Source organism: Ruegeria sp. YTSC199, from assembly GCF_059609725.1.
This window is the reverse complement of the sequence record NZ_JBXWMF010000003.1, coordinates 211,945-234,683: the sequence shown is the minus strand read 5'-3', so window position 1 is coordinate 234,683 and position 22,739 is coordinate 211,945. Positions and strand designations below refer to the sequence as shown.

The following is a 22,739-nucleotide window of genomic DNA, read 5'->3' as shown; positions in this document are numbered from 1 at the left end:
CCAACCGGCCTGACAACAATAAATGTCTGGAGGAAGTGGACATGTTAGAATTCAACCTGAAGAAAGTCGTGATATCGGCCACCGCCGTCACTGCCCTTAGCGCCGGAGCCGCGGCCGCACAGGAAGCCTGTACAAACTATACCGTCGAGGACGGCGATACGATGGCAACCATCGCCATCGCGGCCTATGGCACTTCGAACTATCAGCCGATCTTCAACGCGAACCGCAACGTCATCACCAACCCAAACGATCTGGCGCCTGGTCTGGTTTTGGCCCTGCCCTGTGAAGACGGCAGCCTGCCGAACGGTCAGTCCGCTCAGGAAATCATCGCGGCCGAAGAAGCACGCGCGGCCAGTGTCAAACGTTCCAGCGTCTATCAGCCGCCGATCAAGCTGGTGACTGGTAACGGCTGGGCGCCATTCGCTGATGAATCGCTGAATGGCGGTGGCGCGATCACTCGTCTGGGTACCACAGCGCTGCAGCGTGGCGGCAACGCGCGTGACTACTCGGTCAGCTTCGTGGACGACTGGAATTCACACCTGGAAACGCTGCTGCCCCTGGGCGCGTTTGACGTATCGATGGCGTGGAACATGCCGGATTGCACCAACCGGACCTACGAATGGTCGTGGGAAACGGAAGTTCGTTGCACTCAGTTCGATGCATCCGTGCCGGTTTACGACATCGTAGTCGGCTTCTACACCCTTCCCGAAAGCGAGTACTCGAGCGCCACCACATTTGATCAGCTGGAGGGCGCAACAATCTGCCGTATGGATGGCTGGTTCATCCACGACCTCGAGCAAGAAGGCCTGCACGACGGCACCTCCATGACCCTGATGCAACCGATCACTGCACGTGAATGCCTTGATGCGGTTCTGACAGGCACTGCCGACGTTGCAACCTTCGAAGTGCAGTTGTTCTCAGACACCATGGTGGAAATGGGCCTTACCTCGAACGACCTGGTGGAAAACCCGTTTGTGACATCTCTGTCCTCACTGCGTTTCATCAGCCACCGCAGCAACCCGTTTGGCAAACAGTATCTGGCGATGCTGAACAAAGGCCTGAACGAAATGCGGGAATCCGGCGAATGGTACGCCATCGTTTCGGACACGCTGCGCGAGCACAACGAGAAACTGATGGCAGCGTCGAACTGATCCCTCGGTTCACCTGACTACCAAGGGGCTGGTCTCAGGACCGGCCTCTTTTTTTGTCTGAAAACTGCTGTGTCCGCAAACCAATCAGAGGCAACTACGGGAAACCCCTAATACCCGGAAACTACCAAAGTGGTAATCTGTAGATAACTATACCGGTGAGGCCCAGCCTCCCCACTCACTCAAAAAGGGGCTGACTTTGGGGGTCAGCCCCTTTTTCTATCCAAGACTTTGATCTGAAACGTAAAAAGCCACGCCTTAGGGCGTGGCTATTCACAATCAGCCAATGATTGCGTTCAAAGTCGCGCTGGGACGCATCACGGCTGCGGTCTTGACGGGATCGGTGTGATAGTATCCGCCCAGATCTGCAGGTGCGCCTTGTGCGGCGGCCATTTCACCCAGGATCTGCTGTTCCTTGTCGGCCAGCTCCTTGGCAATGGGCGCGAACTCAGCAGCCAGATCCGCATCGTCGGATTGCGCTGCCAGAGCCTCAGCCCAATAGCGCGCAAACCAATAGTGGCTGTCGCGGTTGTCCGGCTGGCCAACCTTGCGGCTGGGCGACTTATTGTTGTCCAGAATGCCTTGCGTCGCGGCCTCGGCCGCGGCACCCAGTACACCCGCCTTCGCATTGCCCTTGCTGTCGGCCAGGAAGTTCAGCGATTCACCCAGTGCACAGAACTCCCCCATCGAGTCCCAACGCAGGTGGTTTTCCTCGACCAGCTGCTGAACGTGCTTCGGGGCCGAACCACCGGCACCGGTTTCGAAAAGACCACCGCCATTCATCAGCTTGACGATGGACAGCATCTTGGCCGAAGTGCCCAGCTCCAGGATCGGGAACAGGTCGGTCAGGTAATCCCGCAGCACGTTGCCGGTGATCGCGATCGAGTCATTGCCCGCCGTAATGGTCTCCAGCGACTGACGGGTTGCTTCACGCGGCGCCAAAATCTGGAATTTGTCAGCCACGCCAGCGGTCTCGAGCGCCGGTTTGACGTATTTGATCAGTTCGGCGTCATGGGCGCGGTTTTCGTCCAGCCAGAAGATCGCCTCGGACCCGGTCAGGCGCTGACGGTCCATCGCCAGTTGAATCCAGTTCTCGATCGGGGCTTTCTTGACGGTGCAGGACCGCCAGATATCGCCCTTTTCAACCGCATGCTCGTGCAGTGTATCACCATTGGCCAGAACGACGCGGATAGTTCCGTCTGCAGGGGCCTGGAACGTGGTCGGGTGCGAGCCGTATTCCTCAGCCTTCTGCGCCATCAGACCAACGTTGGCAACGGCACCAGCGGTGGCCGGGTTCAGCGCGCCATTCGCTTTGAAGAAGTTGATGGCCTCGTCATAGACACTGGCATAGCAGCGGTCCGGGATCACGCAGTTGGAGTCACCCTTGGCACCGGTCTCATCCCAGCCCTTGCCGCCTGCGCGGATCACGGCAGGCATCGAGGCGTCAATAATCACATCAGACGGCACGTGCAGGTTGGTGATGCCCTTGTCGCTGTCGACCATATACATCGACGGACGCTCGCCTTTCAGGGCGTCGATGGTGGCCACAATCTCGGCGTTGTTTTTGACGCGATCCAGCAGGTCACCCAGACCCGAGTTCGGATTCACACCCAGTGCGTCCAACTCGGCACCGAACTTGTCGAATACCGGCGCAAGCCACGCTTTGACCGCGTAACCAAAGATGATTGGATCCGACACTTTCATCATGGTCGCTTTCATGTGAAGCGAGAACATGGTGCCGTCTTTCTTGGTGTCTTCGATAGCCTCAGCCAGGAACGAAGACAGGGCTTTGACCGACATGAAGGTCGCGTCGACTACAGTGCCTTCGTCCAGCGTCCAACCGTCTTTCAAAACGGTGACGCTGCCGTCTTTGCCGACGAACTCGATCTTTGCGTCGCCAGCCTGCGCCGCAGTGATGGTCGCCGATTTCTCGTTTGCGTAGAAATCGTTATCCGACATCGATGAGACTTTGGTCTGGCTGGACGAAGCCCATTCCCCCATCGAATGCGGGTTGTTCTGAGCGTAGTTTTTCACTGCTTTTGCTGCACGGCGGTCGCTGTTGCCCTCGCGCAGAACCGGGTTCACGGCCGAGCCCTTGATGGCATCGTAACGGGCGCGAACGGCTTTTTCTGCGTCGTTTGCAGGCTCTTCAGGATAGTTCGGGATGTCGTAGCCTTGTGCCTGCAGTTCTTCGACCGCAGCCACCAGTTGCGGAACCGAGGCCGAGATATTCGGCAGTTTGATCACGTTGGCCTCGGGCGTCTTCACCAATTCACCCAGCGCGGCCAGATCGTCAGTGATGCGCTGTGCGTCGGTCAGGTTTTCCGGGAAGGTCGCCAGAATACGGCCCGCCAGCGAAATATCCTTGGTGCCAACACTGACGCCCGCCGCCGAGGCGAACTTGCGAATGATGGGCAGGAACGACGCGCTGGCCAGCTCGGGCGCTTCGTCTACAATGGTATACAATACATCGAAGTTCGATTTTTCTGCCATATTCTTTTACCTTTTTAAGCCTTTCGGGGCGTGCGATCCAAGAGTGTGCCACGTATTCGTGGCTTGAGATGGGGCGCGAGAATCCTACCGCCCCAATGGTGACTCTGATTTGACAGGGCCTCCCTTAAAACAGGTTGAGTTTCGGATCAATCCTTTAGAGGGGCGCAAATTGACACGGGCTGCACAAACTCTTGGGTTACTTTGGTTAGGTGAGGTTACTTCCCAACCATCCAAGCCAATGTCATTTCTGCTTGGTTGAGCCTAGTGAGCCAAACTCGCTGAACGACGACTCTGTGACGGCCTGCGAAACGTAGTCGGAAATCGCGTTGTTGACGTGTATTGTTGATCCCGCATAGGCCTGCTTTGGAACGGATACCCCTGCTTTGCGGAATTCATCTAAAAGCGCATTGCGACCTGCACGCCCAAGGCTGTTCACAGCTGTCTCAAACTCTGCCACCGCCAAGTCCGCTCGGCCTATATCCATATAGATTTCGGCGCGGTGGAGGGACTCTTCGCTGCTTCCCCACAAGTACCATCGGATTGCATTGGTGTGCCACCTGCCGAAGAGTGCTTGTCTTGACGGACCTTCCGCAGTTTCAAAAGCATCCAGTTTCTTTACGTATTCGATACCCTTGTCTTCATCGCCAATCCTTAGGTGAACAAAGGCTGGTAGGTACAACTTCGTACGCTTTTAAGGGCGCAAACGAGCCCATTCTGATGCAGCCTCCAATGCGTTTTCGTGATGGCCGGTGTGTTCAACGTCGAAAACAGTCTGAAAGATGTGCACCCATTCCTCATCTGGCCAGCGCTGTTTAGCTTGCCGCGAGAATTGGGCGGAACCGTCAAATCCACCGATTTCGTAATGAGCATTTATCAGTCGCCTGCCTGCTTCGCGGTGACCCGGCTCAACCTTTAGAACCTTCTCATACCCCGAAATTGCTGCAGGAGTGTTCCCATGACGTTGGTCAAACTTGGCCTTGTAGAACAATGGATCCCTGCCGTCTGGATCCATCAGAAGCCTTTTGGCAAAGTCGGCCTCCGCAGCCTGCGTGTTTCCCAAGGCGTCTTGCACAATTGCGCGCCTCAGAATTGTGATGCCATCGTCCGGAAGCAATGCCAGTGCACTTGAGTAATCCGAGAGCGCTTTTTCGTGCTGTTCGTCGCAGTAGTAAGCCCATCCGCGGGCTCTCAGAAGTACACCACGTCGTTCAGGTGTAACACCGTCGGCCTCCATCAGCGTACTACAAGCTGACACCACAGTCGTTGTTCCGCCTTTGTTTCCCAGACAAATCGCATTCAATTCGGCGTACTTCGCCTCTGACCGGGACGGCGGATTATACGCCAGAAACAGTGCTGAAATCACGAAAATCAGGGCAGCAATACGTATGTGCATCAAAGCTCCAAACAATCAAATAACTCACCTTTAAGTGGTATCTTGCTGTCGAAACTTAAAAGCGTTGCCCGTCAACTATTAGTAAGTGTTACGTAAAATACACATGAGCGATCGCCTGGATTGATCACACACCCCACGTATCGCTTAACCGATACCCGCCGGGCCAGGGATCATCAGGGTCCAGCATGTGTTGGTGGGTGCCGGTGACCCAGCCTCGGCCGCTGATTTCGGGGATGATGGCTGGGCGGTCGCCGACTTGGGCTTGCTCGACAATCCGTCCGGTAAAGCGTGAACCGATGATCGAGACCGCCTCGAATGTCTGGCCGACCGTCATTTGACCCTTTGCGGCCATCAGGGCCATCCGCGCCGAGACCGCCGTGCCGGTGGGGGATCGATCAACCTTGCCCGGCTGAATGGCGATTGCAGATTTGCCGGTTAGCCCGGTTTCGGTTTTCTCCAATGGCCCGCAAAAGGCGCAGAAGGAGATATGATCCCAATCCGGGTTCTCGGGATGGGAGAAGCCAAGCTGTTCATTGGCCGCATTGGTAATGGCCACCCCCATGCGTGCAATGTCGCGGGCCTCGTCTTCTACAATCGTGAACCCCAGCGCTGCCGCATCAACCACCACGAAACTGTCGCCGCCATAGGCTGTATCCACGGTCAAGGTGCCGATGCCCGGAACCTCCAGCGGAACTGCAATCTTGTCGGCAAAACTCGGCAGGTTCTGCACGAAAATGAGCTCGGCCTTGCCGTTTCGGCACTCGGCCCGGACCTTCACCAATCCACCCGGGGCTTCAAGCGTCAACTGGGTCTCGGGTTCTTGCATCGGAATGATCCCACCATCCAGCAAAACTGTGGACACACAGATCGAGTTCGAACCGGACATAGGCGGTGTGTCTTCCGGTTCCATGATGATGAATGCCGCGTCTGCATCGGGATGTTTCGGCGGCACCAGCAGGTTCACGTGCCGGAACACGCCACCGCGCGGCTCGTTCAGTACGAAATTTCGCAGGGTCTGGTCTTGCGCGATGAAGGCGCGTTGGTCCCAGAGGGTTGCCCCGGGTGGCGGTTGAACACCGCCGACGATCACGTCACCCACTTCACCTTCGGCGTGGGCCGAGATCACATGAATGGTCTTGCTGCTGCGCATTTCCTGTCCTTAAAAGCGGGAGGCCGAGAATGGGGTCAGGGAAATCTGGGCGGGTTGTTCGTCAATCAAGGCGCCGACCAGTTCGGCAGTTCCTGCCGATTGCGTCAGGCCCAGATGACCGTGGCCGAAAGCGTAGATGACGGCCCCTGCCTGTGGCGAGGCCCCAATCACCGGCAGACTGTCGGGCAGCGACGGGCGGAAGCCCATCCATTGCGTACCGCCTTCCGTGTTCAGACCCGGCATGAACTGCATCGCTTTCTTCAGCAACGTGTCAGCCCGTTTGAAGTTTGGGGAGAGTTCCAATCCGCCCAGTTCAACCGCGCCGCCGATCCGCACGCCGCCATTGATCCGGCTGGCCACAAATCCGTGGCTTGAGAACGTCAGATGCATACGCAGGTCAAACGCGCCCGCAGGAAGGGTCGTGTTGTAGCCGCGTTCAGTTTCCAGCGGGATGTGATCGCCAAGTGTCCGCGCAAGATGGTGCGACCACGCCCCGGCGCACAAGACGACTTTGTCCGCCTCGACCTCACGTTCTGTCAGGGTGATCCGTACGCCACTATCTAACGGGGTCAGTGCGCAGATTTCCTGGCGCTCGATCCGGCCACCCCGGCTCTGAAACGTCTGCGCCAGATGCTCGACCCATTTTTTGGGATCAACGGTGTTGATCCAGTTCGGCGTAAACCCTGCATGGGTGAACAGAGGGCTGAGGCCGGGTTGCATTTCAGCAATCGCTTCAGGGCTTTCCAGCAGTTCGAAGTCTATGCCGTGTTGGCGCCGCACGTCCCATGTGGGCAGGCTGGCACAGTACTCTGCATTGCTTTCATAAAGCTGCATCTGTCCGTCGCGCTGCATCATCGCCTCGCCATTCACCGAGGCAATCAATCGGGTTAGGGCCGCGCTAGACAGATCCATCAGGCTGGCTTGAGCGTGCAAAAGTTGCTTGTAACGGCCCGGGCGGCTTGCCCGCCAAAACCGGATCATCCACGGTGCGATCTTGAACGCGTAAGCGGGCGGGATAGACAGCGGCCCGAGCGGGTCCAGCAGCCATTTCGGTGCCTTTTTCATGATGCCTGGAGTCGCCAAGGGTTCAACCTCGGAAAAGGCGAAGGCTCCCGCATTCCCGGCCGAGGCTTGTGCGGCAACGCCCTCTCGATCCAGAACCACAACGGAATGGCCCCGGCGCAGCAGCTCCAGCGCCGTTGTGATGCCGATGACACCGGCCCCGATCACAACGACCTGCTTCGTCATAGCTCTATGCCCGCCTTGAACGGATCGTTTGCATCAAAATTCAAGGTCGCCTCGGCCATGACATGAGCCTGCCCTGTGATCGAGGGGATGACCCCTCCGTTCACACCCTGCTGATAGGACAGGCGATAGGCGCTGCCGATAACGCTGTGCTGAACGATTTCCTCTCCGGGGGCCAACGCATCGTCCGCAGCCAGACAGGCCAGTCGCGCCGAACTGCCGGTACCACAGGGTGAGCGGTCGTAGTTGTCATCGGGGCACAGCACAAAGTTGCGGCTGTGGACGTCCGGATCGGGGGAGGCGTCCTGAAAGATCACGTGGTCGATTGGCTCGCCCTGCTCTCCTCCTATGCCTTGCGCGATTGAGGCCTTGCGGATCGAGACCGTCATATCGGTCAACTGCCGGATATTGCCGGTCTCAACCGGGATTGGGCTGGGATCAACGATGAAAAACCAGTTGCCGCCATAGGCAACGTCCCCGGTCACCGGGCCATAGCCCGGCACATCCAACACCACATCACGGTGGACCCGGCGGCTTTCGATATTCATGACGGTGACGGTGTTGGCATCGTGCAGCTCTACTGTCACGACACCCGCAGGCGTTTCGATCTTGTGTCGTCCGACACCAACCCGCCCCAAATGCGCCAGCGTGACTGCAAGGCCGATGGTGCCGTGGCCGCACATCCCCAGCACGGCGTCCACATCGAAATATATCACTCCGGTCACGCAGGACGGATCGACCGGCTCGACCAGCAGCGCGCCGACCATGGCCGGTTGGCCACGTGGTTCCAGCATGATCGATCGGTAAAACCCTTCATGTTCCGTCGCCAGCCTGCGGGCACGTTCGACCAGCGGGCCAGAACCCAGATCCGGCGCACCGTCGAAGATGACCCGCGTCGGCTCACCCCCGGTATGGCTGTCGATCACATGCATTCAGCGATCACCCCACCCTGTTTTGACCAATCGGCGAACCAAGCACGGAACAGGTCGTATTGCTGTTCACAGTAATTTCTCTGTGCATCGGTTAACTCGTCCGTCTCGTTGAAGTGCAGACGGTATTCCTGTTCACCGTTCAGCACCAAAAGATGCTTGTAATACAGCACCAAATCGGGGCCTTCGTCAAAGCTGGAAAGCACTTGGATTGCCTCGGTCAATTCCTGCGCCCGCTGGCGCGCCTCGGCATGGCCTTGTGCTGCCTTTTGGGACAGGGCCGCCAGCAACATGGCCTCGCGCGGAAGAGCTGTGCCAATCCCGGTGATCGACCCAGTCGCGCCGCAGTTGACGAAGCCGTGGTAGACCTCGGTATCGACACCCACCATCAACGTCACCTGATTGTCCTGGCTGGTGATGTTCTCGGCCGCATAGCGTAGGTCGTCCTTGCCGCCGAACTCCTTGAACCCGATCAGGTTGGGATGCTCGGCACGCAGAGCAAAAAAAAGATCGGCGCGCGTGGCAAAACCATAATACGGGCTGTTGTAAATGATCGCAGGTACATCCGGCGCGGCAGACAGGATCGCCTTGAAATGGTTCTTTTGCGCGACCGGAGACGTGCCGCGCGACAGCACTCGCGGGATCACCATCAGGCCGACAGCACCGACCTTCTGCGCATGTGCGGCATGGGCCACGGCGGACTTGGAGTTGATGGCCCCGGTACCAACCACGACGGGCAGCCCTGCAGCGACCAAGCGTTCAACACCTTCCATTCGTTGTTCGTCAGTCAGCAGCGGCCAGTCGCCCATCGACCCGCAATAGACCACCGCCGACATGCCCGCATCAATCATCTGCTGCCCCTTGCGCACCAATGCATCGAAATCCGGTGTGCGATCCGCCTTACAAGGGGTCATGAGTGCAGGCATGGTGCCGGTGAAAACGTTGTTCGACATCGGAGCTATCCTTTGAAAATGCAGGGTCAGGGCGGGCAGGTTGGCCCTTTCAATTCGCCATAACGGATATTGGATACAAAATCCAGAAAAATTGAAACGCAGAAAAAACGCGCCGGATCGGAGGATCGGCGCGTTTGAATTGGGTTGCTTTGTGTCGGTTATCGGAACCGCTGGCCGGTCTCCGAATCGAACAGCATCGCGCGTTCCGGTCGAACGACAAGACCGATCCGCTCGCCTTGCTTGCTGCGCTGGTCGTCACGCTCTTCGACGATCAGCTTGTCGCCATTTGGCGTCAGCAGGTACGAGTAACTCACTCCACCTAGCGCCTCGGTCAGATCAACGGTGCAAGTGCTTCCTGCGCGGTCGACCTCGATATGTTCCGGGCGGACACCCAGAGTCACCTTGTTCAGGTCCGCAGGTACATTGGCCGCCACTTCCAGCGGCGCGTTAAGAGCCGGATGTGAAACCTTGCCGTCGGCATAATCGCACTCCAGAAAATTCATCGCCGGAGAGCCGATGAAGCCCGCCACAAACCGGTTGTCCGGATCGCGATATAGGTCCATCGGAGCGCCGACTTGTTCAATCCGGCCATCCCGAAGCACAACGATCTTGTCTGCCATCGTCATCGCTTCGACCTGATCGTGGGTAACATAGATCATTGTCGCGCCAATCTCGTTGTGCAGCCGCGCGATCTCGACCCGCATCTCTACGCGCAATTCGGCGTCGAGGTTGGACAGAGGTTCGTCGAACAGAAACACCTCGGGGCCCCGCACAATCGCGCGCCCGATTGCCACCCGCTGACGCTGTCCGCCTGACAGCGCCTTGGGCTTACGCTTGAGATACTGGTTCAATTTCAGGATATTCGACGCCTGCTGCACTTTCTGTTCGATCTCGGATTTGGCAACGCCGTTCATGCGCAGGCCAAAGCCCATGTTTTCGGCCACCGTCATATGCGGGTACAGCGCATAGGTCTGGAATACCATGGCCACACCACGTTTCGCAGGGTCCACATGGGTCACCTCGCGCGCGCCGATGTGAATCTGCCCTTCGGTGGTATCCTCAAGCCCCGCGATCATCCGCAACAAGGTGGATTTACCGCAGCCCGAGGGACCAACGAACACACAGAACTCGCCATCCTCGATTTCCAGATCAATGCCGTGAATAACCTGCGTCTCGCCATACCGCTTGATCGCCTGGTTCAGAGTCACACCCGTCATGTCGCTTGTATCCTGTCTTTGTCGGCGCTGCGGCGCGTCTCGGGGAACCGCCAGGCCTGTGCTTCGGCTCCGATCTGTTCGGCCACGCGGCGAACACGGGGAACCCAGGTTTCCAACTGATTGAAATCCATTCGTTCGGTCGATCCGGTGACGGAAATCGCACCCAGCATCCGCCCGCCCGAAGTCAGTATCGGACAGGCAATGCAGATGATGCCGGGCTCATGCTCTTCATCATCAATGGCGTATCCCCGGCTGCGGATCAGTTCTAGGTCGGCGCGCAGCGCGGCCTCAGTGGTCAGTGTTTTGTCGGTAAAACGGTGGTAGCTTTGCTGCGACACGGCGCGATCCAGCGCCGCCTCGTCCAGAAACGCCATCATCGCCTTGCCGACTCCGGTACAGTAGGCCGGGCCGACCTTGCCGGCCTGCGAGTACATCTCGATTGGCTGGGCAGCGTTGCGCTTGTCGACATAAAGCACCTGACTGGAATCAAGCTGCGCCAGATGCACCGTTTCCCCGGTTTCCCGACTGAGCGCATCCAGAAACGGCCGCGCAATCGGCGCCAGAGAGCTTTGCGTCCACGCTGCATGGGCCAGCCGAACCAGGCGCAGACCGGGCGTATAGGTCTGTCGATCAGGGTCATACGACAGCATCCCCTGATTGGTCAGCGTCTGCAGAAACCGATAGAGCGTTGCCTTGGGAAAATCGCTGCTCTCCAACAATTCCGCGAATCGGACCGGGCGGGCAAAAGCCGCCACCTGATCCAGCACGTCACATGCTTTTCCTATTGTACCGTCACCAGCCACGGGCGCCTGTTCTCCTCCCTTTAACCCATCGCCGTTGTCACGAGGGTCTTGACAAGACTAACCGATATGATGTGTAGTTTTCAATATATAAAACACGGTTTCATTATTTGGAACTAAAATGGAAGCTAAGGGAGGAAACCATGCATTCCATGTTCAAGCGCACTGCGATGGGGTTGGCGGCCAGCGCGGCACTTGCTGCGCCCGTTGCAGCCGAACTGTCCGGCGAGCTGAGGATCTTCCTCGATACATCAAACCCGGCGCCCCGCGCGACGATGGAAGCGATGATCGACCGATTCGCGGAACAGCATCCGGGGCTGGAAGTTGAAACCACGGTGATCGACCGTGAAGCGTACAAGACTCAAATCCGCAACTTCCTCACGGCGGACACGCCGGACGTCGCCACATGGTATGCGGCCAACCGTATGAAGCCGTATGTCGAAGCTGGACTGTTCGAAGACGTGTCCGATCTTTGGGCCGAACCCGAAATTGCAGACAATCTCGCATCGACCAAGGGCGCGATGACCATCGACGGCAAGCAATGGGGCGTACCCTATACTTATTATCAATGGGGCGTTTACTACCGCAAAGACATCTTTGATGAGCTGGGCCTGACCGAACCCACCACCTGGGAGGAAGAGCTGGCCAATTGCCAGAAGATCATCGACTCGGGCCGTGCTTGCTATACCATCGGCACCAAGTTCTTGTGGACCGCCGGTGGCTGGTTCGACTACCTGAACATGCGCACCAACGGCTTCGACTTCCACAACCAACTCGCCAACGGCGAAATCAGCTGGGAGGACGACCGGGTCAAGCAGACCTTCGCCAACTGGAAACAGTTGATCGACATGGGCGCGTTCATCGACAATCATCAGACCTACAGCTGGCAAGAGGCCCTGCCCTTCATGGTCAACGGTGAGGCCGCAGCGTACCTAATGGGTAACTTCGCCGTGGCACCCCTGCGTGAAGCTGGCTTGTCCGACGATCAACTGGACTTCTATCAGTTCGTCGCCATCAACCCCGATGTCGAACTGGCCGAAGACGCCCCGACCGACACGTTCCACATCCCGGCCAACGCATCAAACAAAGAAGCCGCGCGCGAATTCCTGCGTTTCGTTGTCTCCGCCGACGAACAGTCCGAGATCAACAATGGCGCAAACCTCGGCCAATTGCCGGTGAACGCGCAATCCACAGTCGATGACGACAAATTCCTGCAACAAGGTTTTGAAATGCTGTCGTCGAACAGCCCCGGCGGTGTGGCTCAGTTCTGGGACCGTGACGCACCAGCCGAAATGGCCAAAGTGTCGATGGAAGGCTTCCAGGAGTTTATGGTCAAGCCGGACAACGCCGACCGTATCCTGGCCAAACTGGAACGCGCTCGTCAGCGTATCTACGACAACTAATCCGGTCAGGCCGGGCACAAGCCCGGCCTGCACCTCATCTGCGTAAGGCGGGTGGTAATCCGTCTTACTCCTTTTACCTAACCCCCGAGTATCCGCATGTCAGCCGTTGAAGCCCCCGAACAGGAAAGCTGGTTCCACAGAAACCAACAGCGCATCGCACCATGGCTGTTTCTGGCCCCCGGGCTGTTATTCTTCATGGTCTATGTGATCATCCCAGTGTTCCAATCTTTCAACCTCTCGCTCTACGAATGGGATGGTCTTGGGGCAGCCGAATATGTGGGGTTCCGCAACTACGAAGACCTCTATTGGGAATGGGTGGACCGGGATGCGTTTTACATCTCGCTAAAAAACAATTTGATCTGGCTCATCTTGTATCTTGCTGCAATCCCGGCGGGTCTTTTCATTGCGTTGCTCCTGAATCAGACAGTCTGGGGCATCCGCCTGTACAAATCACTGTTCTTCTTTCCCTTCGTCATCTCTCAGGTTGTTGTGGGTCTCGTGTTCACTTGGTTCTATGACCCAACCTTCGGCCTGTTGAATGAAATTATCGGCCTTTTCGGCCTCGGCCCGCTGAATGTCCTCGGTGACGAACGCTTCGTGACCTACGGAATCATCTTCGCCGGTCTCTGGCCGCAGACGGCCTATTGCATGATCCTCTATCTTACTGGCTTAAACGCCGTGGACCCCGAACAGATCGAAGCCGGGCGGCTGGACGGGGCCAAGGGCTTGCGGATGCTTTGGCACATCATCCTGCCGCAACTGCGCCCCGCAACCTTCATTGCCTTCGTCGTAACCATCATCGGCGCGCTACGCTCCTTCGACCTGATCTCGATCATGACGCAAGGCGGCCCTTTCGGATCATCGCGCGTGCTGGCCTATTACATGTTCGAGGTCGCGCTGTCCGAATACGGTTTCCGCATGGGATATGGTGCCGCCATCGCCGTGGTCCTGTTCCTGATCATGCTCTGCTTCATCGCCTACTTCCTGTGGTCGATGTATCGCGAAGAAAGGGGGCACTGAGATGTTTCCCAAACCTATAGAAAAACAATCCCGTACTGCGCAGATCAGCTATCAGGCCATGCTGCCTCTGGCTTTGCTGCTGTGGCTCGGTCCGCTGCTGGCGGTTGCCCTGTTCTCGGTCAAACCGGCCGCGGACTTCACCAATGCGAACTACTGGGGTATGCCGTCAAGCTTCGAAGGAGCGTTCAACTACGGGCAGGTCTTCTTCAACTCGGACATGCCGCGATACCTACTGAACTCGTTCCTGATCACTATACCCACAGTGATCGGAGCCGTCGCGCTCAGCTGTATGACCGGCTTCGCGCTGGGGATTTACAAGTTCCGATCGAACCTCTGGATTTTCTTCATGTTCGTCGCGGGCAACTTTGTGCCTTTTCAGATCCTGATGGTGCCTGTGCGCGACCTGACCCTGCAACTTGGCCTCTACAATACCAAAACCGGCCTTGTCCTGTTCCACATCGCCTTTCAGACCGGCTTCTGCACGCTCTTTATGCGCAACTTCATTCGCGCGCTGCCGTTCGAACTGATCGAGGCTGCGCGCGTTGAAGGCATCAGCGAATGGCGCATTTTTTGGTACGTGGTCTTGCCGCTGATGAAGCCCGCCATTGCTGCGCTCAGCGTGTTGATCTTTACCTTCATCTGGAACGACTATTTCTGGGCCGTCGTCCTTACGCAAGGTGCCGAAAGCCAACCTGTGACCGCCGGGATCACCAGCTTCAACGCGCAATTCCGTGCCGCGTATCAGTTGATGAGCGCCGGCTCTATCGTCGCGGCCTTGCCGCCGGTTGCCATGTTCTTTCTCATGCAGAAACACTTCATCGCGGGCCTGACCCTCGGTGCCGTCAAATAACTTCGAACCGGAGTTCGCTATATGACCAAGATCACCTTTATCGGTGCGGGTTCCACGATCTTCATGCAAAATATCGTGGGCGATGCCCTGCTGACGTCAGCGCTGGCCGACAGCCATTTCGCGCTGATGGATATCGATCCTCAGCGTTTGGCTGAAAGTGAGGCCGTCGCCCGCGCCATGATCCGATCCGTCGGGTCGGGCGCGACCGTATCAACCCATACTGACCGCCGCGCGGCGCTTGACGGAGCGGATTTCGTGATCACCGCCTTCCAGATCGGCGGCTATGAACCCTGCACGGTCACCGATTTTGAAATTCCCAAACAATATGGCCTGCGCCAGACCATCGCCGACACGCTGGGCATTGGCGGCATCATGCGCGGCCTGCGCACGGTTCCGGTTCTTTGGGATGTGGCGCGCGACATGATGCAGCTGTGCCCCAATGCGACGCTGCTCCAATACGTCAACCCGATGGCCATCAACACCTGGGCGCTGGCCGAGCAATTCCCGGCGTTGAAACATGTTGGCCTCTGCCATTCGGTCCAGAATACGATTGAAGAACTGGCCCATGATCTGGACCTGCCCAAGGACGAATTCCGTTACAAGGTCGCCGGCGTCAATCACGTCGCGTTCTTTCTGCGGTTGGAGCATCAGGGGCGCGATCTCTACCCCGCATTACGGCAAGGATACGCAAGCGGCCAGATACCCAAGGCACCGCTGCTGATGCCGCGCTGCCCTAACAAGGTCCGGTATGAGGTGATGGACCATCTGGGCTATTTCTGCACCGAAAGTTCCGAACATCTGGCGGAATACGTGCCGTGGTTCATCAAGGATGGGCGGCAGGACCTGATCGAGCAGTTTTCGATCCCGCTGGACGAATACCCGACCCGCTGCGTCGAACAGGTGGCCAATTGGAAGGAACAGGCCAAAACCCTGACCGACGGGCGCGAAATCGAGGTCACTCGCAGCCACGAATTTGCCGCTGATCTTATGAACGCCGTCGTCACCGACACACCCTACGCGGCGTACGGCAACCTGCCGAACACCGGCCAGATTCCGCAGCTTCCTTTGGGTGCTGTAGTGGAAACGCCGTGCCTGGTAGACAGCAACGGCGTACAGCCTTCGGTCGTCACCGACATTCCACCGCAGTTGATCGCCCTGATGCGGACGCAGATCAACGTGCAGGAACTGACCGTTCGGGCTCTGGTCGACCAAAACCCGGAGTACATCTATCACGCCGCCATGATGGACCCGCACACCGCTGCAGAGTTGGACTTGCGCCAAATCCGCAATTTGGTGACAGACCTTCTAACCGCACATTCAGACTGGCTACCTGACTGGTGCCAGCCCGCCAAAGCCGCTTGAAAGGGCTCAGCGAATGACCAAGAAACGCCGTTCACAGCATTGGTACGGAAAGCTCGACAAAGACGGCTTCATCCACCGCTCGTGGATGAAGAACCAGGGGTTTCCCGATCACGCCTTTGACGGGCGCTCCATCATCGGCATCTGCAACACATGGTCGGAGCTGACCCCCTGCAACTCGGGCCTGCGTGATTTGGCCGAAGGCGTCAAACGCGGTGTGTGGGAGGCCGGAGGCTTCCCCGTCGAATTCCCCGTCATGTCACTGGGCGAGACCCAGATGAAGCCCACCGCCATGCTGTTCCGCAACCTTCTGGCCATGGATGTCGAGGAATCGATCCGCGCTTATGGTATAGACGGGGTTGTTTTGCTGGGCGGCTGTGACAAGACCACTCCGGGGCAACTGATGGGCGCGGCCTCGGTCGATCTGCCGTCGATTGTCGTTAGCTCCGGCCCGATGCTGAACGGCAAGTATCGCGGTCAGGATATCGGCTCGGGCACCGATGTCTGGAAATTCTCCGAGGCGGTTCGTGCCGGAGAAATGACCCTGCAGGACTTTATGAGCGCTGAATCCGGCATGTCCCGCAGCGCCGGTGTGTGCATGACGATGGGCACTGCCTCAACCATGGCTTCGCTGGTCGAGGCGATGGGCATGAGCCTGCCCACCAATGCCGCCCTGCCCGCCGTTGACGCCCGCCGCATGGCCCTGGCGCATCTGACCGGCAAGCGGATTGTCGAAATGGTAGACGAAGACCTTAAGCCCTCGGACATTTTGACCAAAGAAGCGTTCGAGAACGCCATTCTCGCCAATGCCGCTTTGGGTGGCTCGACCAATGCGGTGGTGCATCTATTGGCGCTTGCGGGCCGCGTGGGCGTTGACCTGACGCTGAAGGATTTTGAAATCGGATCAGAAATCCCGCTGCTGGTGAACTGCATGCCCTCAGGCAAATACCTGATGGAGGACTTCTGCTATGCAGGCGGTGTACCGGTGGTTCTGAACGAGCTCAAATCCTTTCTGCGCCCTGCCAAAACGGTTCTGAACAAGGACATCTCGGCCCACTACGAAGGGGCCGAGTGTTTCAACACCGACGTCATCCGCCCCTTCAACGATCCGGTGAAACCCGCGGCGGGGCTGCGTGTCCTGCGCGGCAATCTGGCCCCGAACGGGGCCATCGTAAAGCCCTCGGCGGCAACGGATGAACTGCTGGAAACCGAGGCCGAGGCTTTTGTCTTCGAAAGCATCGAAGACCTGAAAGCCAATATCGACCGCGACGACCTGCCGGTGTCGCCCGAGACCATTCTGGTGCTCAAAGGCTGCGGCCCCAAGGGCTATCCGGGGATGCCGGAGGTCGGCAATATGCCGATCCCGGCCAAGCTGGTGAAGGACGGGGTCCGCGACATGATCCGTATCTCGGACGCCCGTATGTCCGGCACCGCCTTTGGCACCGTCATCCTGCATGTCAGCCCCGAGGCGCAGGCGGGTGGCCCGCTGGCGCTGGTTAAAACCGGTGATCGCATCCGGGTGTCGGCCCGCAAAGGGGAGTTGGAGTTGTTGGTCGACGAAAAGGAACTGGACGCCCGCCGCGCCGCATGGCAACCGGACGACCCACACTACACCCGCGGATATGCGAAACTCTATATTGACCACGTGCTGCAGGCCGATCAGGGCGCGGATCTTGATTTCCTTGTCGGCAAAGACACCCGCCTTGTCACCAGAGAGAGCCACTGATGGATCAACCAGCCACTTTCCACGACCTCAACGGGGCTTCGGTCTATATTACCGGCGGCGGCTCGGGCGTTGGCGCCGCTCTGACCGACGGGTTCCTCGCGCAGGGCGCCAATGTCGCCTTCATCGGGCGGTCTGATGCCAGCGGGTTCGTCGATGAAATGCGCGACAAACACGGCCGTGCGCCGTTGTTCATGCAGGGCGACATGACGGATACCGAGTTGCTGCACGCGACCATGCAAAAGGCGGCCGAGGCGCATGGCCCGCTGAACGTGCTGATCAACAACGCGGCGAACGATAAACGCCACTCGCTTGAAGAGACAACGACCGAATTCTGGGACTGGATGATCGAGGTAAACCTCAAGGCTTATTTCTTTGCTTGTCAGGAAGCCGCCCGGCAGATGCAGGGCAAGGGTGGGGCGATCGTCAATTTCAGCTCGATCAGCTACATGATGGGCAATGCGGGATATCCGATCTACACGACCTCGAATGCCGGGATAGCGGGCATGACGCGGTCTCTGGCCCGCGAACTGGGCCCGCAGAACATCCGCGTCAACGCACTGGCCCCCGGTTGGGTTCTGACTCAGAAACAGCTGGATATGTGGGCCACGCCCGAGGATCTGGCCGCGCATATGGACCGCCAGTGCCTGAAAGAACACCTGTCGCCCGAGGACATGGTCGCGCCGACCTTGTTTCTGGCTTCAAACGCCAGCCGGGCGATGACCGGGCAATGCATGGCCGTCGATGGCGGCGTCGTGGTAACGGGGTAGAGCCATGAATACAGAATGGATCGCTGTCGACTGGGGAACGTCTCATCTGCGAGCCTGGGCGATGCAAGGCGACCGCCCGCTGGATCAGGCGCAGTCGGGTAAGGGCATGGTGCGGGTGGATAAAGACGGGTTTCAACCCGCATTGTTCGAACTGATCGAAGGCTGGCTGGATGGCACGCCGATTGACGTGATCGCCTGCGGCATGGTCGGCGCGCGACAGGGTTGGGTCGAAGCCCCCTACTCGGCCGTCCCCTGTGAACCCACGCCGGTCGCGCCGTTTCGGGTTCCGTACACGGATTCCCGCATCCGCGCCTTCGTGGTGCCCGGATTAAAACAAACTGCGCCGCCCGATGTGATGCGCGGTGAAGAAACCCAGATCGCGGGTTTTCTGGCCTCCCATCAGAACTGGGACGGGGTGATTTGCCTGCCAGGCACCCACACCAAATGGGTCCAGGTCAGCGCCGGAGAGGTCGTCAGCTTCCGCACTTTCATGACCGGTGAGATGTTCGACCTGCTGGCGGGTCAATCGGTACTGAAACACTCGGTTGGTCAGGGGTGGGACGATGCCGCCTTTGCCGAGGCTGCAGCGGATACTTTGTCCAAACCCGAGCAACTGGCCGCGCGGTTGTTTGGCCTGCGCGCCGCTGATCTGTTGCAAGGCCAGGACAGCGGTATCACCAGGGCACAGCTTTCAGGCTATCTGATTGGCGCGGAGCTGGCCGCGACCCGCCCCTATTGGCTGGGCCAGCAACTGGCGATCATCGGCGCCGAGGGATTGTCCGACATCTATGCCAAAGCCCTGCAACAACAGGGCGCGTTCGCCGAAACCGCCAACAGCACTCACTGCACTCTGACTGGCCTGCTGCAGGCCCGCAACCTGACGAGGCAAACCGCATGAACCGCCCTATCATCGCTATTCTGCGTGGCCTGCACCCTTCAAACGCCGCTGCCACTGGGCAGGCCCTGATCGACGCCGGGATCGACAATATCGAAGTCCCGCTCAACTCGCCCGATCCGTTGGACTCAATCGGTATTCTGGCCAAGGAATTCGGCGACCGCGCGTTGATCGGCGCAGGCACCGTTCTGACGACGGACCAGGTGGATGAAGTGGCCAGGGTTGGCGGCAGGCTGATCGTGTCACCAAACTGCGACGCGCAGGTGATCTCGCACACGCACCGACTGGGACTTGAAAGCTGGCCCGGCATCTTCACCCCGACCGAGGCGTTTACCGCCCTCAATGCCGGCGCATCCGGGTTGAAGCTTTTCCCCGGCGCTCTGGCTGGGCCAGCGGGGCTGTCAGCCTTACGCGCAGTGCTGCCCAAAGGCACACTGGTCTATGCCGTTGGCGGTGCGGGACTTGAAAATTTCGATCAGTGGATCAAGGCCGGAGCCGACGGATTCGGTATCGGGTCGGCCTTGTTCAAACCCGACATGACGGCCGCCGAGGTCGCGGACCGCGCCGCGCGGATCGTGGCCGCCTATGACGAGGCCGCCGCATGAGCGCCATTTACGACGACCGCCCTTGTGAACTGGGCGAGGGTCCGCTTTGGCACCCCGAGCGGCAACAGCTCTTCTGGTTCGATATTGTGGGCAAGAAGCTAATGACGCGGGAAAACGGTGAACCGCGCAGTTGGCAGTTCGACGAACATGTCTCTTCCGCGGGCTGGATCGACGCAGAGACGCTGTTGATCGCCTCTGAAACGGGGCTTTGGCGGTTCAACCTGAGGACTAAGCAAAAAGAGCTGATCACCCTGCTTGAGGCGGACAACCCGATCACCCGGTCCAATGACGGGCGCGCTGATCCTTGGGGCGGGTTCTGGATCGGCACGATGGGCAAAGGCGCAGAACCCGGCGCAGGTGCGATCTATCGTTATTGGCAGGGCGAATTGCAGAAACTGGTGCCAGATGTCACGATCTCAAACGCGATCTGCTTCGTCCCGGACCGGTCCTGCGCTTATTACGCAGATACAGCGCGAAAACAGGTCATGCGCTTGCCCTTGAACCCGGATACTGGCTGGCCCGAGGGCGAGAGTGCGGTTTTTCTGGACTTCCGCGTCGATGGGCTGAACCCGGATGGGGCGGTGGTCGATACTGACGGCAATATCTGGATCGCCCAATGGGGCGCGAGCCGCGTAGCAGCCTATACCCCTGCGGGCCAGTTCATGACGGCCGTCGCGTTCGAGGCCACTCATACCTCGTGCCCCGCCTTTGGCGGCGATGACCTGACAACTTTATTCTGCACCAGCGCCCGCGAGGGGCTGGACGCAGACACCTTGGCGAAACACCCAACCAATGGCATGACCTTTTGCGCCCGCGGCACCGGTAAAGGACAAGCCGAACACAGAGTCCTTCTATGAAGCCCCAACTCGGCGTTTGCTACTATCCTGAACACTGGCCCGAAAAGATGTGGGTCGAGGACGCTGCCCGCATGGTGGAAACCGGCCTGAGTTGGGTGCGGATCGGTGAGTTCGCCTGGAGCCGGATGGAGCCCGCACCGGGTGATCTGCATTTTGACTGGCTGGATCGAGCGATTGAGGTTCTGGGGGACGCGGGGTTGAATGTGGTACTGGGCACACCCACGGCGACGCCACCGCGTTGGATGCTGGAAAAACACCCCGATCTGCTGGCTGTGGATGCTCAAGGGCAGCCGCGCAAGTTTGGGTCACGCAGGCATTACTGCTTTAGCCACGAAGGCTATGTCGCCGAGTGTGAGCGGATTGCCCGGATCATGGGAGAACGTTACGGGCGCAACCCGCACATCGCAGCCTGGCAGATTGACAATGAATATGGGTGCCACGAAACTACCGTCAGCTACAGCCAACCAGCCTTGCAGGCGTTTCAACGATGGTTGGCGGAGCAGTATGAGTCCATCGACTCTCTGAATACTGCGTGGGGTAATGTGTTTTGGTCGATGGAGTACGACAGCTTTGATCGGATCGGCCTGCCCAACCTGACCGTGACCGAGCCCAACCCCGCCCACGTTCTGGCCTTTCGCCGCTTCAGCTCGGATCAGGTGGCGGTGTTCAACAAGGCGCAGGTCGACGTCCTGCGCCCGCTGACCGATGCGCCGCTGCTGCATAACTATATGGGTCGGATTCTGGACTTTGACCATTTCAAGCTGGGCGCCGATCTGGATATAGCGACATGGGACAGTTATCCGATTGGCTTTCTGTCCGACCGGCTAGAGGCTGACGAGGCACATAAAACCGCATTCCTGCAACAGGGCGACCCAGACATGCAGGCCTTTCACCATGACCTGTATCGTGCTGTCGGCCGGGGCCGCTGGTGGGTGATGGAGCAGCAGCCCGGCCCGGTGAACTGGGCGCCGTATAATCCCGCCCCCCTGCCCGGCATGGTGCGCCTGTGGTCGCTCGAGGCGGTGGCGCATGGGGCTGAAGTGGTCAGTTATTTCCGTTGGCGGCAGGCCCCATTCGCACAGGAACAAATGCACGCGGGCTTGTTGACCCCGAACAACGCACCTGCCCCGGCATTGGCCGAAGCCCGTCAGACAGCCGATGATCTGGCAGAACTGGGCGCTGTCACACAGACAAAGGCAGATGTGGCCATTCTGTTCGACTACGCATCGGACTGGGCATGGACAACCCAGCCACACGGGGCCGGGTTCAACTATTTCCGGCTGGTGTTCTCGGCCTATCGTGCACTGCGGCGTGCCGGGCTGTCAGTGGATATACTGTCCACATCCGAAACACCCGAGGCAGGCTACAAACTGATCCTCGCCCCCGGGCTGGCCACCTTGGACGGTCGGGTCAAACAGCACCCAGGCGAGCTGACACTCTATGGCCCGCGCAGTGGTGCCATCACGCACGACTTCCAAATCCCTGAAACGGGGCGCCCCGGCTTGTCCGGACTGGACTGCGAGGTTGATCTGGTCGAGACCCTGCCCCCCAATGTGCAACGCGACGTGGTTGGTGGCGGTGCTGTCCTACACTGGGTTGATCGTCTGTCCGGCAGTGCCGATAACTTCTTGACCTATACCAACGGAACACCCGCCCTGAAGGGAGAAAACGGGGTGTGGTATCTGTCCGGGTTCCCGGATGAGGCCCTTTGGGACCGGGTGATCTCAATGGCGGCGCAAGAGGTTGGACTGACTTTGTATCCGCTGACCGAAGGATTGCGGCGACGCGAGACTGAACAACACGTTTTTCTGATCAACTACACCTCTGTCCCCGTATCTTGGAACGGGCATGAGATTGGCGCCTGCGATGTGCTCGTTCTGAAAAAGGACGCGCCCGAAGAGGGGTAACTCTCCGGGCGCGCGGGTTTCA

At 58.8% G+C, this 22,739-nt stretch carries 20 protein-coding genes; 11 read left to right on the top strand and 9 right to left on the bottom strand.

Annotation, left to right across the window (positions count from 1 at the left end):
* Nucleotides 1-41 precede the first annotated feature (41 nt).
* Complete coding sequence (locus AC2FEE_RS04230; RefSeq protein ID WP_496863265.1) at nucleotides 42-1,151, top strand: peptidoglycan-binding protein LysM; 1,110 nt, start codon at nucleotides 42-44, stop codon at nucleotides 1,149-1,151.
* 276 nt (nucleotides 1,152-1,427) lie between these two features.
* Here AC2FEE_RS04230 and AC2FEE_RS04225 read toward each other — a convergent pair whose 3' ends face one another.
* The 9 genes from AC2FEE_RS04225 to AC2FEE_RS04185 all read right to left on the bottom strand — a co-directional run bounded on the left by AC2FEE_RS04225 (nucleotide 1,428) and on the right by AC2FEE_RS04185 (nucleotide 11,331).
* A complete protein-coding gene (locus AC2FEE_RS04225) occupies nucleotides 1,428-3,641 on the bottom strand; it encodes an NADP-dependent isocitrate dehydrogenase (protein ID WP_496863264.1) in 2,214 nt (737 codons plus the stop codon).
* 241 nt (nucleotides 3,642-3,882) lie between these two features.
* Entirely contained in the window at nucleotides 3,883-4,320 is a 438-nt protein-coding gene (locus AC2FEE_RS04220; protein WP_496863263.1) for a hypothetical protein, read from the bottom strand.
* 12 nt (nucleotides 4,321-4,332) lie between these two features.
* The gene (locus AC2FEE_RS04215; protein ID WP_496863262.1) at nucleotides 4,333-5,034 is read right to left on the bottom strand and encodes a tetratricopeptide repeat protein; all 702 of its coding nucleotides are present in this window, start codon (nucleotides 5,032-5,034) and stop codon (nucleotides 4,333-4,335) included.
* Nucleotides 5,035-5,158: 124 nt separating this feature from the next.
* Nucleotides 5,159-6,184, bottom strand: coding sequence for a trans-3-hydroxy-L-proline dehydratase (locus AC2FEE_RS04210; protein ID WP_496863261.1), 1,026 nt, complete (start codon nucleotides 6,182-6,184; stop codon nucleotides 5,159-5,161).
* Nucleotides 6,185-6,193: 9 nt separating this feature from the next.
* The gene (locus AC2FEE_RS04205; protein ID WP_496863260.1) at nucleotides 6,194-7,432 is read right to left on the bottom strand and encodes an NAD(P)/FAD-dependent oxidoreductase; all 1,239 of its coding nucleotides are present in this window, start codon (nucleotides 7,430-7,432) and stop codon (nucleotides 6,194-6,196) included.
* The gene (locus AC2FEE_RS04200; RefSeq protein ID WP_496863259.1) at nucleotides 7,429-8,361 is read right to left on the bottom strand and encodes a 4-hydroxyproline epimerase; all 933 of its coding nucleotides are present in this window, start codon (nucleotides 8,359-8,361) and stop codon (nucleotides 7,429-7,431) included. Before AC2FEE_RS04200 ends, AC2FEE_RS04205 begins: the two co-directional genes overlap by 4 nt.
* On the bottom strand, nucleotides 8,352-9,311 hold the full coding sequence (locus AC2FEE_RS04195; RefSeq protein ID WP_496863258.1) for a dihydrodipicolinate synthase family protein: 960 nt from the start codon (nucleotides 9,309-9,311) through the stop codon (nucleotides 8,352-8,354). The genes AC2FEE_RS04200 and AC2FEE_RS04195 overlap by 10 nt, the downstream gene beginning before the upstream one ends.
* A gap of 158 nt (nucleotides 9,312-9,469) precedes the next feature.
* Nucleotides 9,470-10,528, bottom strand: coding sequence for an ABC transporter ATP-binding protein (locus AC2FEE_RS04190; RefSeq protein ID WP_496863257.1), 1,059 nt, complete (start codon nucleotides 10,526-10,528; stop codon nucleotides 9,470-9,472).
* Entirely contained in the window at nucleotides 10,525-11,331 is an 807-nt protein-coding gene (locus AC2FEE_RS04185) for an IclR family transcriptional regulator (RefSeq protein ID WP_496863255.1), read from the bottom strand. Before AC2FEE_RS04185 ends, AC2FEE_RS04190 begins: the two co-directional genes overlap by 4 nt.
* A 140-nt stretch (nucleotides 11,332-11,471) precedes the next feature.
* Between AC2FEE_RS04185 and AC2FEE_RS04180 the strand changes: the two genes are divergently transcribed.
* The 10 genes from AC2FEE_RS04180 to AC2FEE_RS04135 all read left to right on the top strand — a co-directional run bounded on the left by AC2FEE_RS04180 (nucleotide 11,472) and on the right by AC2FEE_RS04135 (nucleotide 22,717).
* Entirely contained in the window at nucleotides 11,472-12,731 is a 1,260-nt protein-coding gene (locus AC2FEE_RS04180) for an ABC transporter substrate-binding protein (protein WP_496863253.1), read from the top strand.
* A gap of 96 nt (nucleotides 12,732-12,827) precedes the next feature.
* Complete coding sequence (locus AC2FEE_RS04175) at nucleotides 12,828-13,751, top strand: carbohydrate ABC transporter permease (protein ID WP_496863251.1); 924 nt, start codon at nucleotides 12,828-12,830, stop codon at nucleotides 13,749-13,751.
* 1 nt (nucleotide 13,752) lies between these two features.
* Nucleotides 13,753-14,601 carry a carbohydrate ABC transporter permease gene (locus tag AC2FEE_RS04170; RefSeq protein WP_496863250.1) on the top strand — a complete coding sequence of 283 codons (849 nt, stop codon included), beginning with the start codon at nucleotides 13,753-13,755 and terminating at the stop codon, nucleotides 14,599-14,601.
* 21 nt (nucleotides 14,602-14,622) lie between these two features.
* A complete protein-coding gene (locus AC2FEE_RS04165; protein WP_496863248.1) occupies nucleotides 14,623-15,963 on the top strand; it encodes an alpha-glucosidase/alpha-galactosidase in 1,341 nt (446 codons plus the stop codon).
* 13 nt (nucleotides 15,964-15,976) lie between these two features.
* On the top strand, nucleotides 15,977-17,686 hold the full coding sequence (locus AC2FEE_RS04160; protein ID WP_496863246.1) for an IlvD/Edd family dehydratase: 1,710 nt from the start codon (nucleotides 15,977-15,979) through the stop codon (nucleotides 17,684-17,686).
* Nucleotides 17,686-18,453 (top strand): SDR family NAD(P)-dependent oxidoreductase, encoded by a 768-nt coding sequence (locus AC2FEE_RS04155; protein WP_496863244.1) that lies wholly within the window; start codon nucleotides 17,686-17,688, stop codon nucleotides 18,451-18,453. Before AC2FEE_RS04160 ends, AC2FEE_RS04155 begins: the two co-directional genes overlap by 1 nt.
* 4 nt (nucleotides 18,454-18,457) lie before the next feature.
* A complete protein-coding gene (locus AC2FEE_RS04150) occupies nucleotides 18,458-19,351 on the top strand; it encodes a 2-dehydro-3-deoxygalactonokinase (RefSeq protein ID WP_496863243.1) in 894 nt (297 codons plus the stop codon).
* Nucleotides 19,348-19,953, top strand: a complete 606-nt coding sequence (locus tag AC2FEE_RS04145; RefSeq protein ID WP_496863242.1) for a 2-dehydro-3-deoxy-6-phosphogalactonate aldolase — start codon at nucleotides 19,348-19,350, stop codon at nucleotides 19,951-19,953. The genes AC2FEE_RS04150 and AC2FEE_RS04145 overlap by 4 nt, the downstream gene beginning before the upstream one ends.
* Nucleotides 19,950-20,810, top strand: coding sequence for an SMP-30/gluconolactonase/LRE family protein (locus AC2FEE_RS04140; RefSeq protein ID WP_496863241.1), 861 nt, complete (start codon nucleotides 19,950-19,952; stop codon nucleotides 20,808-20,810). Before AC2FEE_RS04145 ends, AC2FEE_RS04140 begins: the two co-directional genes overlap by 4 nt.
* Nucleotides 20,807-22,717, top strand: a complete 1,911-nt coding sequence (locus tag AC2FEE_RS04135; protein ID WP_496863240.1) for a beta-galactosidase — start codon at nucleotides 20,807-20,809, stop codon at nucleotides 22,715-22,717. The genes AC2FEE_RS04140 and AC2FEE_RS04135 overlap by 4 nt, the downstream gene beginning before the upstream one ends.
* Nucleotides 22,718-22,739 lie beyond the last annotated feature (22 nt).